The organism is Nonomuraea harbinensis (genome assembly GCF_019396385.1).
GTDB lineage: Bacteria > Actinomycetota > Actinomycetes > Streptosporangiales > Streptosporangiaceae > Nonomuraea > Nonomuraea ferruginea.
The window spans coordinates 38,052-53,086 of record NZ_JAHKRN010000043.1 but is presented as its reverse complement, the minus strand read 5'-3'; the positions used below and the strand labels follow the sequence as shown (position 1 = coordinate 53,086).

Below are 15,035 nucleotides of genomic sequence, written 5' to 3'. Positions count from 1 at the left end.
TGAGCTTTTCAGCCACGGAGAGTGCACGCAAGAGGGCAATACCCAAGTTTTCCCCGTAATGGCTGTCGTATGCGTCACACCATGACCGAATGTAACCAGCTAGACCAGAACTTGTAACGCGTTCGGTGTAGCACGGAAGGTCACGGCCTCACGTTCCCCCAAATAGTCTCCGTCCAGTTGAAAGGCCACGGGACGGTCCGCGGTGAGCGTGAACTCGGCCTCGTCGTGCAGCTGCACGAGGTGTTTGCCCGACGGAAGGCTGTCACGTTGCGTGAGGATGTGGCGGATCACCGGCAGCAGGGCCATGACGCCCATCCGACGCAGCCCGAGCAGGTCGAGCCCGGTCTCGAAGCCCGCCCACGGGGTGGGCTGGACGGGCCTGCTGCCGAGGTACGTCCACGGCGAGGTGTTGGAGACGATCGCCATGAACACGCCCCTGGCCCTGGGGATGCCGGGGCCGGTCAGCGTCATCGCCGGACGCCGCTTGTCGGTGGCGAGGTAGTGGCGCAGCGCGGTGTTCACATAGCGGGCGGGCGTGGCCTTGCGGCCGGTGCCGCGCAGGCCCTCCACGGCCCTGATGACCTCGGCGTCGTAACCCATGCCCGAGCAGAAGGTGAAATAGCGGCTCTCGCCCTCCCACAGCGCCTGCCCCAGCCCCACGGTGCGCCGGCGGCCCTCGCGCAGCGCCTCCAGCACCGCGCCGGTGGCCTCCACCGGGTTGTTGGGCAGCCCGAGGGCGCGGGCGAACACGTTGGCGCTGCCGCCGGGGATGACGGCGAGCGCGGGGCGGCTCATGCTCGGGTCGTCGCCGAGCGGCTCGGGGGCGCCGTTGACCGGGTTGAGCAGGCCGTTCACGGTCTCGTTGATGGTGCCGTCGCCGCCCAGCACGACCACCAGGTCGTAGCCCTTGGCGCGGGCGGTGGCGGCCAGCGTGGCCGCGTGGCCGCGGTAGGCCGTCTCCTCGACGGCCAGCTCGACGGCCGCGCCGAGCGCGCGGAGGAGCACGTTGCGCGTGCGGGCGTTGGTGGTGGTGGCCTTGGGGTTGACCAGGAGCATCGCGCGCATGAGGCCAGGGTAGCCGCTGATGGATGTCCGGCTTGTCGTGAACATCCTTTTTTAAGGTGGTCGCGCAGGGAAAGTAAGGCGGCCGGGGCGGATAGGGTTCGGGTGTGGCGAAGCGTCCGTGGAGTTTGGTGATGGCAGCCGTGATCGTCGCCCTTGAGGGGCTGGTCGCGCTGGGCCTGGGAGTTTACGCCGCGGTCGGGACCGTGCTCGGCGGGGCGTCCGACCTGACGGCCGCGCTGGCCGAGGCCGCGTTCGGGGTGCTGATCGGCGCCGGGCTGCTCTGGGTGGCCTGGGGCGGGCTGCTGGCCGGCCAGCGCTGGGGGAGGGCCCCCGGCGTGGTGGCCCAGATCTTCCTGTTGCCGGTCGCCGTGACGCTCATCCAGTCAGACCAGCCCGCGCTCGGGATCCCGCTGATCGCGGTCGCCCTCGCCGGGCTGGGCATGTTGCTGGCGCCTCCCACCACTCACGCGTTCTTCGGCGACGACGCCTAGTCGTCGGCCGTCAGGCCCTCGCGGAGCTGGGCGAGGGTGCGGGCGAGCAGCCGCGACACGTGCATCTGCGAGATGCCGAGCTCGGTGGCGATCTGCGACTGGGTCATGTTGCCGAAGAACCGCAGCAACAGGATGCGCTTCTCGCGCGGCGGCAGCCGTTCGAGCAGCGGTTTGAGCGACTCGCGGTATTCGACGCCTTCGAGCGACTCGTCCACGATGCCGAGCGAGTCGGACACCGCGGGGGCGTCGTCGTCGCCGGAGTCGGGCGCGTCGAGGGAGACCGTCGAGTAGGCGTTGGCCGACTCGAGACCCTCCAGCACCTCCTCCTCGGTCATCTTCAGGAAGGCGGCCAGCTCCGCGACCGTGGGGGCGCGCCCCTCGCGCTGCGACAGCTCGCTGATGGCCTTCGTGAGCGAGAGCTTCAGCTCCTGCAGGCGGCGCGGCACCCGGACCGCCCAGCCCTTGTCGCGGAAGTGACGCTTGATCTCGCCGACGATGGTGGGCGTCGCGTACGTGGAGAACTCGACGCCGCGGTTGAGGTCGAAGCGGTCGATGGACTTGATCAGCCCGATGGTGGCGACCTGGGTGAGGTCGTCGAGCCACTCGCCTCGGTTGCGGAAGCGGCGGGCCAGGTATTCGACCAGGGGAAGGTGGAGCTCGACCAACTCGTCCCTGATGCGTTGCCGGCGCGGCTCGTCGGGGCCCAGCTCGGACAGCTCGGCGAACAGCATGCGAGCACGGACCCGGTCGGGCACGGCGTGGTCGCTGGCGGCCATGGCTCCAGTCCTTTCCGTCACGCCGGCCTCGCCGCGCCTCGGCGCTTACGCAGGATGATCGCCATGCGATCGGCCGCGTCGGTCACCGCGTCGACGTCGTCGGCGAGGGCCGTCAGCACCATCCAGGCGAAGTCATCGCGTTTCGGTGCGGAGCTCCCGACGGTCGCCACCTCGACGCGGACCTGCATCTCCTGCCCGGTGAGCTCGAACTCGGCGGTCAGGTCGGTGCCCGGCACCGCCTCGTTGAGCAGCATGGCGCACGCCTCGTCGACCGCGATCCGCAGATCCTCGATCTCGTCCAGCGTGAAATCCAGCCGGGCGGCCAGGCCGGCTGTGGCCGTACGCAACACAGACAGGTAGGCGCTGTCGGCGGGGAGCCTGATGCTCACCACGTCGCGGATGGCGGCCTCACCTGTCGCGCGCGTCTCGGTGTCCTCGGTCACGTTCCTCCTCGCGTATACGACGCTGACTGCAACTTACCGCCAGAAGGAGCTGCTTGGCGGATTCAGACTCGCCCTCAACGGAAAAGGCTCTGCGCGGCCTGAAGGCCGCACAGAGCCTTTAGGCCGGTTTAGGCGGCCTTGGTCTCCCAGAAGATCTTGGAGATCTCGTCGATCTTGCCGAGGAGCTCCTCGCCCTTGGCGACGTCGACGGTGCCCTTGGCCCCGGCGGCGCCGGCCAGCTTGGTGGCGTCCCAGAAGAGCTGGTGGAGCTGGGGGTACTGCTCCAGGTGCGGCGGCTTGAAGTAGTCGGTCCAGAGCACCCAGAGGTGGTGCTTGACCAGCTCCGCGCGCTCCTCCTTGATGGTGATGGCACGGGCGCGGAAGACCGGGTCCTCGTTCGCCGCGTACTTTTCCATGATCGCCTTCACCGACTCCGCCTCGATCCGGGCCTGTGCCGGGTCATAGACGCCGCAGGGCAGGTCGCAGTGCGCGGAAGCGACATGCTTGGGTCGTAGCAGTCGTGCGAGCATCAGAAAGTCCTTCCTAGATGCCGAATGAGCTTGGTCCTCGTACCGACCTTACTCGTCTCCGAACCCCCGGGGAGAAAGGGGTGGCGGCCCATGAGAGTGCGTGTCGAGGGCGACTCGATGCGGCCCGCGCTGCTGCCGGGAGACTGGCTGCTGGTGTGCCGCCGGGTGCCGCCCCGGCCGGGCGACATCGTGGTGGCCCGGCTGCCCGGCGAGCCGGAGCGGCTGATCGTCAAGCGGGCCGCCTGGCACGGCGCCGACGGCTGGTGGCTGGAGAGCGACAACCAGCGCGCGAGCGGCCGCCGCGACAGCTGGGACTTCGGCGCGGTCCCCGAGCTCGTGGGCCGCGTCGTGCTGCGCTACTGGCCGCCGCGGCGGCGCGCCCGGTAGGCCGCGACGTTGGCCCTGCTGGCGCAGCGGGGCGAGCAGTAGCGGCGCGACCGGTTGGACGAGGTGTCGAGGAAGGCGCGGTCGCAGCGCGTCTCCAGGCAGCGGCCGAGCCGGTCGGCGCCCAGCTCCGCCACTACCGAGGCGAGCCCCATCACGGCGGCGGCGCCGGTGTGGCCGGCCAGGTGCAGGTGCCAGCCCCGGCCGTCGTGGTCGGTGAGCTGAGGCCGTACGGGGTAGCGCACGAGCAGGTCGTTGAGCAGGGCCACCAGCCGCTCCTCGGCGCCCGCGGCGTCGAACACCGCGGCCAGCTCGGCCCGCAGCTCCCGCAGGCCGGGCGGCGGTTCCGGGTCGTTGACGAGACGGACCGCCCACTCGGCGTAAGAGGTCAAGTCCATGCGGGAGTATTACATGAAAAGTGCTGGACGCCCGGTCGCGCGGGCGTCCAGCGATCACTCCTCGGGGTGCAGCACGCGTTCCAGGAAGGTGCGGGTCCGCTCGTGCTGCGGATCGCCGATCACCTGGGCGGGCGGGCCGTCCTCGACGATGACGCCGCCGTCCATGAACACCACCCGGTCGGCCACCTGGCGGGCGAACCCCATCTCATGGGTGACCACGAGCATGGTCATGCCCTCCTCGGCCAGCTTGCGCATGACCGCGAGCACGTCGCCGACCAGCTCGGGGTCGAGCGCGGAGGTGGGCTCGTCGAACAGCATGAGGCCGGGGTCCATGGCCAGCGCCCTGGCGATGGCCACCCGCTGCTGCTGCCCGCCGGAGAGCTGGATGGGGAAGGAGTCGCACTTCTCGCCGACGCCGACCTTCTCCAGGTTCTCCCTGGCGATCTTCTCGGCGTCCCGCTTGCCGCGCTTCAGCACCCGCTGCTGGGCGATCATCACGTTCTGCAGCGCCGTCATGTGCGGGAACAGGTTGAACTGCTGGAACACCATGCCGATGCGGCGTCGTACCGCGTCGATGTCGGCGTCGGGGTCGTTCACCTCGACGCCGTCGACGAAGACCTTGCCCCGGGTGGGCTCCTCCAGCAGGTTGACGCAGCGCAGCAGCGTCGACTTGCCGGAGCCCGACGGCCCGATGACGCAGACGACCTGGCCGGGCTCGACGGTCATGTCGATGCCGCGCAGCACCTCGTTCTGGCCGAAGTGCTTGTGCAGGTCCCTGATCTCGATCGCGTGCGTCATCGGCTCGTCCCCTTGCGCTTCTCCAGACGTCCCGCCAGGTAGCCCAGCGGTACCGTGACGATCAGGTACGTCAGGCCGGCGACCAGAATGGGCGTGGCGTTGGCGTGGGTGGACGCCATGTCGTTGCCGAACTTGGTCAGATCGACGTACTGGCCCGAAACGCCCAGGAAGAGCACCAGCGAGGAGTCCTTGAGCAGGGCCACGAACTGGTTGGTGGTCGGCGGGATGACGATCCGGATGGCCTGCGGGACCACCACGGTGAACTGGGCCCTGGTCGCCGACATGCCCAGCGACCTGGCGGCCTCCGTCTGCCCCCGGGGCACCGCCTGCAGGCCCGCCCGGAAGATCTCCGCCTGGTAGGCGGTGCCGACCAGGCCGAGGCCGAGAATGGCCTGGCCGTAGGTGCCGAAGGGCACCGCGAAACCTGGCAGCGCCAGCGGCAGGAAGACGATCATCAGGAAGACCAGCAGGGCGGGCACGCCCCGGAAGATCTCGATGTAGAGCGTCGCCAGCCACCGGTACGGGCCCACCGGGGACAGCCGCATCAGCGCCACGATCAGGCCGAACACGAAGGAGAACAGGAACCCGCCGACCGCGTACACCATCGTGTTGAGCAGCGCGACCGTGAACAGGTCGGGCAGCATCAGCTCGGCGATGTCCAGCCGCGCGAAGTTCTGGGCCAGGCTGGCCCAGTCGGCGTAAAGGGCGAGGGCGACCAAGGCGGCGACCAGGATGGCGTACTGGACGCCGCGGAAGATGCGCTGCCTCTTGCGAGGGCTGAGCCGGCGCTTGGCCGGCTCAGCCGCCTTCGGCTGGTCCGCCATGGATCAGCCCAGCTCGCCGGGCTTCTTGTCGAACCACTTCACGAAGATCTCCTCGTACGTCCCGTTGGACTTGGCCGCGGCGAGCTCCTCGTTGACGGTCTTGACCAGGACCGGGTCGGCGTCCTTCTTCATGCCGAGGCCGTACTGCTCGCCGGTGTCGAGGCTGGCGATCAGCTCGAACTTCTCCGCGATCTCCGGCTTCTTCAGCCAGGTGAGCACCACGGGCAGGTCCTGGACGATCACGTCGGCCTGGCCGGCCTGCAGAGCGAGGAGCTCCTTGGGGGAGTCGGCGTACTCGGTCGGGTCGAACCCGTTCTTCTTGACGTAGTCGAGGCCGGTCGTGCTGGCCTGGGCGCCCAGCTTGAGACCCTTGGCCTTGACGTCCTCCAGGGACGTGGCGCCGGTGCCCTTCTTGGCCAGGAGGGCCTGGGTGGCGTCGAAGTACGGGTCGGAGAACGTGATGTTCGCCTTGCGCTCCTCGGTGATGGTCATGCCGGCGGCGGCCAGGTCGCACTTGTTGGTGGCCATGGCGGCGCCGCTCTTGATCACCGCGAAGTCGATGTCGACGATCTCCTGCTCGACGCCGAGCTTCTTGGCGACGAGGTCCACGATGTCGACGTCGAAGCCGACGATCTTGTCGCCTTCCTTGAACTGGAACGGCTCGTAGGGGACGTTGGTGCAGACCGTCAGCTTGCCGGGCTGCACCAGCTTGGCGCCGCCCGCCGCGTCACCGGCGTCCGCGGAGGCGCTGGCGGAGGTCGTACCGGAACCTCCCGAGTCGCTGCCGCACGCGGACAGGGTCAGGGTGGCGGTCAACGCAAGGGCGCCGGCGGCCATGCCTCGGCGCTTCATGGACCAGAGGGCCATGGGGAGGCCTCCTTGAAGTGGTATGCGGAGAAAGGTTGAGCTTTGTGCAGTTTAGAGCGGGTTTAGCTGCAGTCAGTCATCGGGCTTTTAACGATGCGTCAACGAAGCGGCGTCAGGGGGGCTACCTGATCCCGTCTCAGCATGTGTCACTATGGAGCGACGGGTGACCCCCGTACCCCTCCGAGGCATCGACGAGGGGATCCTGGCGAACCGAGGCCAGGCATCTCCGCCCGTCTGCCCAAGGTCTCTTCCGTCACAACCACTACTGGGGTCGCTGTGTCCATCACATCCGCTCACGAATCCGATCCGGCCTTCGCCCTGCACCGCGGGGGGAAGCTTGAGGTCCGCTCGACCGTTCCGGTGCGCAACGCCGACGATCTGGCGCTCGCCTACACGCCCGGCGTTGCACGCGTCTGCAGCGCCATCGCCGAGACGCCCGCGCTGGCCGACACCTATACCTGGATCTCCAACGTGGTCGCCGTCGTCAGCGACGGCACCGCCGTGCTCGGCCTGGGCGACATCGGACCCGTGGCCGCCATGCCGGTCATGGAGGGCAAGGCGCTGCTGTTCAAGGAGTTCGGCGGCGTCGACGCGGTGCCCATCTGCCTCGCCTGCACCGACGTCGACGAGCTGGTGGAGACCGTGGTGCGGCTGGCGCCCTCGTTCGGGGGCATCAACCTCGAGGACATCAGCGCGCCGCGCTGCTTCGAGGTCGAGAAGCAACTGCGCGAGCGGCTCGACATCCCCGTCTTCCACGACGACCAGCACGGCACGGCGATCGTGGTGCTGGCCGCGCTGCGCAACGCCGCCCGCCTGACCGGCCGCTCGCTGGGCGACCTGCGGGCCGTGGTGGCCGGGGCCGGGGCGTCCGGCGTGGCGGTCAGCCGCATCCTGCTGGAGGCGGGCATCGGCGACATCGCCGTCGCCGACTCCAAGGGCATGATCTACTCCGGCCGCGAAGGGCTCAACCCGGTCAAGGAGGCCCTGGCCCGCGACACCAACCGCGCCAAGCACACCGGGTCCACCGAGGACGCGCTGGCAGGGGCGGACGTGTTCGTCGGCCTGTCCGGCTCGACCGTCGCCGAGCGGGCGGTCGCCGCCATGGCCGACGGCGCCATCGTGTTCGCGCTGTCCAACCCGACGCCCGAGGTCGAGCCCGCCGTCGCCGCCCGCCACGCGGCGGTCGTGGCCACCGGCCGCTCCGACTTCCCCAACCAGATCAACAACGTGCTGGCCTTCCCCGGCGTCTTCCGCGGCGCCCTCGACGTGCGGGCCACCACGATCACCGAGAACATGAAGGTGGCCGCCGCCGACGCGCTCGCGGGCGTGGTGGGCGACGACCTCAGCGCCGACTACGTCATCCCGAGCCCGTTCGACGAGCGGGTCGCCCCCGCGGTCACGGCCGCCGTCGCCGCGCAGGCCAGGGCCGACGGAGTCGCCCGCGCCTGATCGGCTTCTCTCCAGGCAGGAGCCCGCCGGGTCGGCAGCGAGTGAAGGATTCCTCAAACATCCTTTACCCAGCGTGCTATAACAAGAGCCCTCTGTAAGGATGCGGGCGCCGGCTCCTGCCTGGAGGAGAGCGATGAAACGCGAGCCCAATCGACTGCTGCGGCAGCTCATCGTGGAGGCGGGCTTTTCCCACAAGGGTCTGGCCAGGCGCCTCAACGATCTGGGAGCCACGCGTGGCACCCCCGGCCTCAAGTACGACCACAGCTCCGTCCTCCGATGGATCGGTGGCCAGCGGCCGCGGGACCCGGTGCCCGGGCTCCTGACCGAGATCTTCGCACAGCGGCTGGGCAGGCCCGTCACGGCTGATGACCTGGGCATGCCCGCCGCCGCTACGCCCCTCGATCTCGGGCAGGAGTTCACGCACACGTGGCAGGAGGGGGTCGCGACCGTGACGGCGCTGTGGCGGGCCGATGTGGAGAGACGGAGGTTCCTGCTCGATTCGACGTTCGCGATCGGGGCGGGCTCCGTAGGGGCGGTGCGATGGCTCACCTCCCCGCCGGAAGGGCGGCCCAGCGCAGCGGGCGCCCGCAGGGTGGGCAGTGCGGACATCGCCGCCATCCACGAGGTCACCCGTTCGTTCGGGGAGCTCGACAACCGGTTCGGCAGCGGGCGCGTGCGCTCGTCTGTCGTGAGATATCTGGACACCGCGGTGACGCCGCTCCTCAAGGACGGCTCGTACGGCGACAAGACCGGCCGCGAGCTGGCCGCGGCCGCGGCCGAGCTCACCAGGCTGGCCGGCTGGATGGCCTACGACCTGGAGCAGCACGGCCTCGCCCAGCGCTACCTCATCCAGGCGCTGCGCCTGGCCAGGGGCTCCGACGACCACGCCCTGGGCGGCGAGATCCTGGCGGGCATGGCACACCAGGCGATCTACATGGGCCAGCACGCGCACGCGCTCGACCTGGCCCGGGCGGCGCAGCTCTCGGCCCGCCGCGCCGGGGTGGCCACCCTGCTGGCCTCCAGCCACGTGCTGGAGGCGCACGCGCACGCCGGGCTGGGTGACGCCCGCGCCTGCGGCGGGGCGCTGCACGAGGCCGAGCGCGCGTTCGACGTCCGCAAGCCGGCCGGGGAGCCGCCCTGGCTGGGCTACTTCGACGAGGCCTACCTGTCGGCCAAGATCGCTCACTGCTTCCGCGACCTGGGGGAGGGCGAGCGCACCGTACGACAGGCGCGGCGCTCGCTCGACATGGACGGCCGCTTCGTACGCGGCCGCATGTTCAACCTGTCGCTGCTGGCCGCCGGGCTGCTGCAGTGCGGCGAGCTGGAGGAAGCCTGCTCGGTGGCGCTCGGCGCCATGACGCTGGGGAGCGAGCTGCAGTCGGCCCGCTCCCGCACCTACATGGCCGACCTGCGCAGGCGGCTGGAGCCGTACAAGAACGAGGCCCCGGTCCGGGCGCTGAGGGAGCGGACGCGGGAGCTCGCGGGGGTCTGAAGACGAAAGAGCCCGCCGGGCGCACCGGCGGGCTCTTCACGTTCTGACGACTACTGCAGGAGCTCGCCGTTCGGGCCGACGATCGACTTCGTCTGGGCGTAGTTCGCCTTGTTGTAGACGTCCGCCGTCTCGCCGTCGAAGTAGGCCGAGCTGATGTGGTCGACCCGGTCGTTGCCGTCGTTGTCGTAGAACACGCTGGTCACGCCGTTGACGTAGCCGGTGCGCTTGGCGTTGTTCCACTTGATGAGCCACGGGCCGCCGTCGGCGCCCGGGGTCATCGAGCACTTGAGCACCTGGTGGGTCTCCACCTTGAACATGTTCGCCTGGATGGTCTTGGTGCCCGTCTTGCCGTAGCAGTACTTCGGCGTCACGCCGGTGAACGGCTTGTCGCCGTCGGGGTGCGGGGCGGCCGGGTAGCCGAAGACCATCGTCTGCTGGTTCATCGGCTGGTTCCAGGCGAAGCCCTGGCCGCCGACGACGTCACCGAGGCGGCCGGTGTCCTTGGCCACGCCGATGACGAACCGGCCCTCGAAGTACTTGCGGGACGTGCCGGGCTTCACCCAGCGCTGCACGTGGTAGCGCGTGACGGTGTAGTTGCCGACCTTGTCCTTGCCCTTGGTGCCGGGACCCTTGTAGGCCTTCCACTGGGCGTAGGTGACCGCCTCGGTGACCGGCTCGCCGTACTTGGCGCCCTGCGCGCGGCCGACCTTGGCCTTGTTGTACGTCTCCGGGCTGACCTCGACCTTCTCCAGGACAGCGTCCGGGTGGTCGGGGCCGACCAGGTCGGGGTTCGTGTCCTTGCCCTCCGACCAGCACTCGCCGAGGTTGAGCTGGCACTTGCCGAACTCCTCGCGGGTGATCTCGCGCGGCTTGACCCACTTGTCACCGGCCCAGGCCTTGTACTCCTTGGGCGTGACTTCCTTCTCGCCGGCCAGCGCGAAGCCGTTGTGAACGGCCACGAACGCGTAGTCGCCGTCGTAGTCGTCGTAGGTGTCGAGGTCGTAGGTCGTGAAGGCGTAGGCGCCCACGTAGACGCCGAACTTGGCGGTGCCCTGGTAGTAGCCGGGGACGAAGACCCACTTGGCGAAGACGTCCTCGCCGCTCTCGTACACGCAATGGCCGGCGGTGGCTACGAGGTTGCGGTGGCGGGACTGGATCGAGGTGGCCGAGCACCAGCGGTGCTTGCCGGCCTTGTCGACGAAGAAGACCTTGCCGATGGTCTTCGGCAGGTTGACGTTCTTGGTCTTGCCGCCCGAGCCGGTCGTCGCCGGAGCCGTGGCGCCCGGCTTGCCGTCGTCGGGAGTGGTGCCGCCCTTACGAACGATCTTGTCGACCTTCTTGGCGTCCCAGTGGTACTGGGTGGCCTTCTTGAGGGCCGCGCCGTTGGCGTCGAGCCAGAAGAAGGCGGCGCCGTAGGCGTCCTTCGCTTGGGGTGTCAGAGGGTCCTTGACCCAGTGGGGGGCGGCTTGGGCCGGTATAGCCAGAGCGGTAAGGCCCAGGCTGGCGGCTGCGAGGGGGATGAGCAGGCGCTTCACGGGATGGCTCCACACGTATATCTACAAGGGGTGTAAAGACCCTATCGACACTCCTGTCCCTCTGGTCACAAACGAACAGGGATCTTGTCAGAAATGTCATCAGAAATGGCCGAAGGGCCTGGCGCGAGCCAGGCCCTTCGGGTGAAGCAGAAGGAACCGGGGTTTGGACCCCCGACTCCGGGAGATCAACCCGACTTACTTGGGCATCGGGGTGATCTGGCCCGACCAGACGTTCTTCGCGGCGTTGTAGACCGCAGCGGTCTCACCGTCGAAGTACGGGCTGGAGATGTGGTCCCAGCGGTCGTTGCCATCGGCGTCGTACAGCAGGCTGGTGACACCGTTGACGTAGCCGAGACGCTTGGCGTTGCTGTACTTGAAGAGCCACGGGCCACCGTCGTAGCCGCCGGTGACGGCGCACTTCAGCGACACGTGCTCCTCGACCTTGTACTTCGCGGCCTGAGTCGTCTTGGCACCGGTCTTGCCGTAGCACCACTTCGGCGTCTTGCCGGTGTAGGGCTTGCTGCCGTCGGGGTGCTTGCCGTACGGGTACCCGAAGGTACGGACGTACTTGCCGGTCGGCTGGTTCCACGCGAAGCCCTGGCCGCCGACGACGTCGCCGAGGCGACCAGCGTCCTTGACCTCGTGGACCACGATGTAGAACTCAGCCTTGTAGTACTTGGTGGCGGTGCCGGGCTTGTACCACACCTGCACGTAGTAGTGCGTGATGGTGCTGTTGCCCTTGCGGTCGAGCTTGACCTCGCCCGGGCCCTTGTACTTCAGGGCCTCCCGGTAGGTGACGTGCTCGACCTCGGGCTCACCGTACTTACGGAAGTTGCCCTGGCCGGTGCGCGCCTTGTCGTACTCCGCCTTGGAGACCTCGTGCTTGGCCACCTCGGCACCGGGGTAGTCCGGGCCAGAGACCTGGTCCTTCTTGCCCCAGTCACGGAAGTACAGGTTGGCGTTCTTCGGGTCGAGGCGACCCTTCTTGAACTCGTCCTCGCTGACTTCGACCTTCTTGGTGAACTTCTCGCCCTTGTACGCGTCGTACTCGGCCTTGTTCACCTGCTTCGGCTTGTTCAGGGAACCGCCGATGCCGTTGTAGACCGTGACGAACGCGTAGTCGCGGTCGAAGTCCTCGTAGACGTCGAAGTCGTAGTGGGTGAACGCCTGCTTGCCCACGTACACGCCGTAAGGCGTCTTGCCCTCGTAGTAGCCCGGGACGAAGACCCAGCGCGACACAACCTCGGCGTTGCCGGACACGTCGTAGACGCAGTGACCAGCGGTCGCAACCAGGTTGCGGTAGTTCGACTGGATCGAGGTGCCGGAGCACCAGTAGAGGTTGCCGTCGCGACCCTCGAAGAAGACCTTGCCGATGGTCTTCGGCAGGTTCACGTTCTGGGTCTTGGCGACGGACTTCTTCTCCTCGCCGATGGGCGCGGTGGAGCCAGGCTTGCCGTCAGGCGAATAACCGCCCTTGGACACGACCTTCGTGACGTCCTTGCTGTCCCAGTGGTAGGCCGAGGCCTGCTTCAGGGCAGCGTTGTTGGACTTGGTCCAGAAGTCGAGGATCTCGGCGGCCTTGGCCTGGCTGGCCAGAACCTCGTCGTTGATCTTCTTGTCGTTGGCCTGGGCGGTACCGGCCAGGCCGGCAGCCAGGAGACCAGTGGCCAGAACGGCGCCACCGGCCGGAAGGAGGATGCGCTTCAAGGTAACTCCTTGCGCTGTCGTGGAACGCCTCTTGCGTCCCATGCGTCAGTAAAGGGATAGCCAGGAAGATACAGTGTCGATCTTGCTAACAGGAAGCCGCTTTGAATGAAAAAGAGGCGACATGTCGGGCGTGATCGATCTGTGATGTTTGAGAGGCTTCAGCGCAGGAGCCGGGGGAAGGTCACCGGTCGGGTGTTCCCGCAGATCAAGATAATGATGTTGTCAGTGTGGCCGGCGAGATGAGTGCGGCCCTCTCGGGGCGCCTCTCCTGCTGGTGTGACGCACATCACATTGGGTTCATGGCACCATCCGTGTCTCCCGTGCGTCCAAGCGCCCGCACTTTCCGGGCCCGGAACGCCGAAGGGCCCGGCTGGTGTGCCGGGCCCTTCGGGTCTTACAGGTGACGATCCCTCAAGGGGTGACCGTCAGTGGCGTCGCAACTTAGATGATCTTGCCGGACCACACGTTGGCGGCGGCCTTGTAGACCGTGTTGGTCTCGCCGTCGAAGTACGGCGACGAGATGTAGTCGACGCGCTTGTTGCCGTCCTGGTCGTTGAAGGTGCTGGTGACACCGTTCACGTAGCCGAGACGCTTGGCGTTGCTGTACTTGAAGAGCCACGGGCCGCCGTCGGCGCCCTCGGTCATCGCGCACTTGAGCGCGACGTGCTCCTGGATCTTCTTGGCCGCGTCACCCACCAGCTTCTTCGTGGTCTTGCCGTAGCACCACTTCGGAGTAATGCCGGTGTAGTTCTTGTGGCCGTCGGGGTGAGGAGCCGCCGGGTAGCCGAACACGCGCACGTACTTGCCGGTCGGCTGGTTCCACGCGAAGCCCTGGCCGCCGACCACGTCACCGAGGCGGCCCGCGTCCGTGGCGGCGTTCTCGATGATGGTGAAGACGGTCTTGTAGAACTTCGTGTCGGAGCCGGGCTTGTACCACTGCTGCACGAAGAAGTGCGTGATGGTGCTGTTGCCCCTGCGGTCCAGCTTGACGGTGCCGGGGTACTTCTTGGCGTCCTTCTTCTGGTTCTGCAGGTACGTCCACGCCTCCCGGTAGGTGACGTGCTCCTCGACGGGCTCGCCGAACTTGCGTCCGTTGCCCTTGCCCGCGCGAGCAGCCTTGTACCTGTCCTCGGAGACCTCGATCTTGGCGACCTCGGCACCCGGGAAGTCCGGGCCGGTGGGCTCGGCCTTGGAGCCGCGCTTCACCCAGCAGGCCTCAGTGGAGGTGGGGTCGAGCCGGCACGCGCGGAACTCCGCCCGGGTGATCTCGACGTCCTTGGCCTCCTTGAGGCCCTCGTACTTCTCGAACTCGGCCTTGGAGACCTTCTTGGCGGTGCCCCCACCGAGCTTGACGCCGTTGTAGACGGTGACGAACGCGTAGTCGCGGTCGAAGTCCTCGTAGACGTCGAAGTCGTAGTGGGTGAACGCCTGCTTGCCGACGTAGATGCCGAAGGGGGACTTGCCCTGGTAGTAACCGGGGACGAAGACCCACTTGTCCATGACGTCCGAGTTGGCCTTGACGTCGTAGACACAGTGGCCGGCGGTGACGACGAGGTTACGGTACTTCGACTGGATCGAAGTAGCCGAGCACCACTTCTTCTCGCCCTTGCCGTTGACGAAGAACACCTTGCCGATGGTCTTCGGCATGTTGACGTTCTGCACCTTGGCGGACGTCTTCTTCTCTTGGCCGATCGGGGCGGTGGAGCCCGCCTTGGTGTCGGCGCTGTAGCCGCCCTTGCTCTGCAGCTTGGTGACGTCCGTCTTGTCCCAGACGTTGGACTCCTTGGCGGCCTTCAGAGCAGCGCCGTTGTTGTCCGCCCAGAACGAGGCGATGGCCTTGGCCGCGGCGGCGTTCTTCGCCATCGCGTCCGAGGCGACGTCGTTGTTGGCCTGAGCCGTACCGGCCAGACCGGCGGCCAGGAGACCGGTGGCCAGAACGGCACCACCGGCGGGGATGAGGATGCGCTTCAAGGGAACTGCTCCTTGGTCTGTCGTGGGCCGCAACTTGCGCCCCATGCGTCAGTAAAGGGATAGCAAGGAACATAGCGCGGTGATCTCCGCAGGTGGAAGCCGAATCGGAGGGTCCGGCATGGGCCCGGATCGCCGTGACCATTCCGTGACCTGTCAGAGATGGTCGCCGTACGTGATCAGGTCGGTACGTTTTCGCAGGGTATGTAGGGGGTGTGAAGATTGGGACGAAAGTTCCGTTAGTATCGACTCACGGGCTGTAGTCAGGGAAATGTGACTCAGATCACAGGAACCGAATGGAACCCATC

The 15,035-nt window shown here is 67.7% G+C and carries 15 protein-coding genes; 4 read left to right on the top strand and 11 right to left on the bottom strand.

All coding sequences use genetic code 11. The features are described 5' to 3' along the window. Positions 1–99: 99 nt before the first annotated feature. Positions 100–1,065: a diacylglycerol/lipid kinase family protein gene (locus KME79_RS33325; RefSeq protein ID WP_219548964.1), complete on the bottom strand. Its 966-nt coding sequence runs from the start codon at positions 1,063–1,065 to the stop codon at positions 100–102. A 131-nt stretch (positions 1,066–1,196) separates the two neighbouring features. Here KME79_RS33325 and KME79_RS33320 point away from each other — a divergent pair, with 131 nt between their 5' ends. After that, the gene (locus KME79_RS33320; protein WP_246640839.1) at positions 1,197–1,556 is read left to right on the top strand and encodes a hypothetical protein; all 360 of its coding nucleotides are present in this window, start codon (positions 1,197–1,199) and stop codon (positions 1,554–1,556) included. On the opposite strand, the gene KME79_RS33315 is transcribed toward KME79_RS33320, so the two are convergent. From KME79_RS33315 to sodN, 3 genes are all read right to left on the bottom strand, one after another. Beyond that, positions 1,553–2,332, bottom strand: a complete 780-nt coding sequence (locus KME79_RS33315; RefSeq protein ID WP_187280956.1) for an RNA polymerase sigma factor SigF — start codon at positions 2,330–2,332, stop codon at positions 1,553–1,555. The genes KME79_RS33320 and KME79_RS33315 overlap by 4 nt on opposite strands. A gap of 17 nt (positions 2,333–2,349) precedes the next feature. Further along, entirely contained in the window at positions 2,350–2,775 is a 426-nt protein-coding gene (locus KME79_RS33310; protein ID WP_148029347.1) for an ATP-binding protein, read from the bottom strand. A 128-nt stretch (positions 2,776–2,903) separates the two neighbouring features. Continuing rightward, positions 2,904–3,305 carry a superoxide dismutase, Ni gene (gene sodN, locus KME79_RS33305; RefSeq protein ID WP_148029348.1) on the bottom strand — a complete coding sequence of 134 codons (402 nt, stop codon included), beginning with the start codon at positions 3,303–3,305 and terminating at the stop codon, positions 2,904–2,906. A 90-nt stretch (positions 3,306–3,395) separates the two neighbouring features. Here sodN and KME79_RS33300 point away from each other — a divergent pair, with 90 nt between their 5' ends. Further along, positions 3,396–3,692, top strand: a complete 297-nt coding sequence (locus tag KME79_RS33300; protein WP_148029349.1) for a S24 family peptidase — start codon at positions 3,396–3,398, stop codon at positions 3,690–3,692. On the opposite strand, the gene KME79_RS33295 is transcribed toward KME79_RS33300, so the two are convergent. From KME79_RS33295 to KME79_RS33280, 4 genes are read right to left on the bottom strand one after another with little or no spacing between them, the layout of a single operon-like run. Beyond that, positions 3,662–4,087: a CGNR zinc finger domain-containing protein gene (locus KME79_RS33295; RefSeq protein WP_148029350.1), complete on the bottom strand. Its 426-nt coding sequence runs from the start codon at positions 4,085–4,087 to the stop codon at positions 3,662–3,664. The genes KME79_RS33300 and KME79_RS33295 overlap by 31 nt on opposite strands. Positions 4,088–4,141: 54 nt before the next feature. Beyond that, positions 4,142–4,885, bottom strand: coding sequence for an amino acid ABC transporter ATP-binding protein (locus tag KME79_RS33290; protein WP_219548960.1), 744 nt, complete (start codon positions 4,883–4,885; stop codon positions 4,142–4,144). After that, on the bottom strand, positions 4,882–5,709 hold the full coding sequence (locus KME79_RS33285) for an amino acid ABC transporter permease (RefSeq protein ID WP_219548958.1): 828 nt from the start codon (positions 5,707–5,709) through the stop codon (positions 4,882–4,884). The genes KME79_RS33290 and KME79_RS33285 overlap by 4 nt, the downstream gene beginning before the upstream one ends. Before the next feature lie 3 nt (positions 5,710–5,712). Continuing rightward, entirely contained in the window at positions 5,713–6,576 is an 864-nt protein-coding gene (locus KME79_RS33280; RefSeq protein WP_219548956.1) for an ABC transporter substrate-binding protein, read from the bottom strand. 276 nt (positions 6,577–6,852) lie between these two features. Between KME79_RS33280 and KME79_RS33275 the strand changes: the two genes are divergently transcribed. After that, positions 6,853–8,025, top strand: a complete 1,173-nt coding sequence (locus KME79_RS33275; RefSeq protein WP_308249150.1) for an NAD(P)-dependent malic enzyme — start codon at positions 6,853–6,855, stop codon at positions 8,023–8,025. Between the two features lie 133 nt (positions 8,026–8,158). Continuing rightward, positions 8,159–9,517: an NsdA family TPR-like regulatory protein gene (locus tag KME79_RS33270; protein ID WP_219548952.1), complete on the top strand. Its 1,359-nt coding sequence runs from the start codon at positions 8,159–8,161 to the stop codon at positions 9,515–9,517. 50 nt (positions 9,518–9,567) lie between these two features. Here KME79_RS33270 and KME79_RS33265 read toward each other — a convergent pair whose 3' ends face one another. From KME79_RS33265 to KME79_RS33255, 3 genes are all read right to left on the bottom strand, one after another. After that, complete coding sequence (locus tag KME79_RS33265) at positions 9,568–11,052, bottom strand: trypsin-like serine peptidase (RefSeq protein WP_219548950.1); 1,485 nt, start codon at positions 11,050–11,052, stop codon at positions 9,568–9,570. A 195-nt stretch (positions 11,053–11,247) separates the two neighbouring features. Continuing rightward, positions 11,248–12,759 (bottom strand): trypsin-like serine peptidase, encoded by a 1,512-nt coding sequence (locus KME79_RS33260; protein WP_219548948.1) that lies wholly within the window; start codon positions 12,757–12,759, stop codon positions 11,248–11,250. Between the two features lie 441 nt (positions 12,760–13,200). Continuing rightward, the gene (locus tag KME79_RS33255) at positions 13,201–14,730 is read right to left on the bottom strand and encodes a trypsin-like serine peptidase (protein ID WP_219548946.1); all 1,530 of its coding nucleotides are present in this window, start codon (positions 14,728–14,730) and stop codon (positions 13,201–13,203) included. Positions 14,731–15,035: the final 305 nt, after the last annotated feature.

Coding starts and splice junctions, on each gene's coding strand:
- KME79_RS33325 (WP_219548964.1), bottom strand. CDS start 1,065: ATGCGCGCGATGCTCCTGGTCAACCCCAAGGCCACCACCACCAACGCC.
- KME79_RS33320 (WP_246640839.1), top strand. CDS start 1,197: ATGGCAGCCGTGATCGTCGCCCTTGAGGGGCTGGTCGCGCTGGGCCTG.
- KME79_RS33315 (WP_187280956.1), bottom strand. CDS start 2,332: ATGGCCGCCAGCGACCACGCCGTGCCCGACCGGGTCCGTGCTCGCATG.
- sodN (WP_148029348.1), bottom strand. CDS start 3,305: ATGCTCGCACGACTGCTACGACCCAAGCATGTCGCTTCCGCGCACTGC.
- KME79_RS33300 (WP_148029349.1), top strand. CDS start 3,396: ATGAGAGTGCGTGTCGAGGGCGACTCGATGCGGCCCGCGCTGCTGCCG.
- KME79_RS33295 (WP_148029350.1), bottom strand. CDS start 4,087: ATGGACTTGACCTCTTACGCCGAGTGGGCGGTCCGTCTCGTCAACGAC.
- KME79_RS33290 (WP_219548960.1), bottom strand. CDS start 4,885: ATGACGCACGCGATCGAGATCAGGGACCTGCACAAGCACTTCGGCCAG.
- KME79_RS33285 (WP_219548958.1), bottom strand. CDS start 5,709: ATGGCGGACCAGCCGAAGGCGGCTGAGCCGGCCAAGCGCCGGCTCAGC.
- KME79_RS33280 (WP_219548956.1), bottom strand. CDS start 6,576: ATGGCCCTCTGGTCCATGAAGCGCCGAGGCATGGCCGCCGGCGCCCTT.
- KME79_RS33270 (WP_219548952.1), top strand. CDS start 8,159: ATGAAACGCGAGCCCAATCGACTGCTGCGGCAGCTCATCGTGGAGGCG.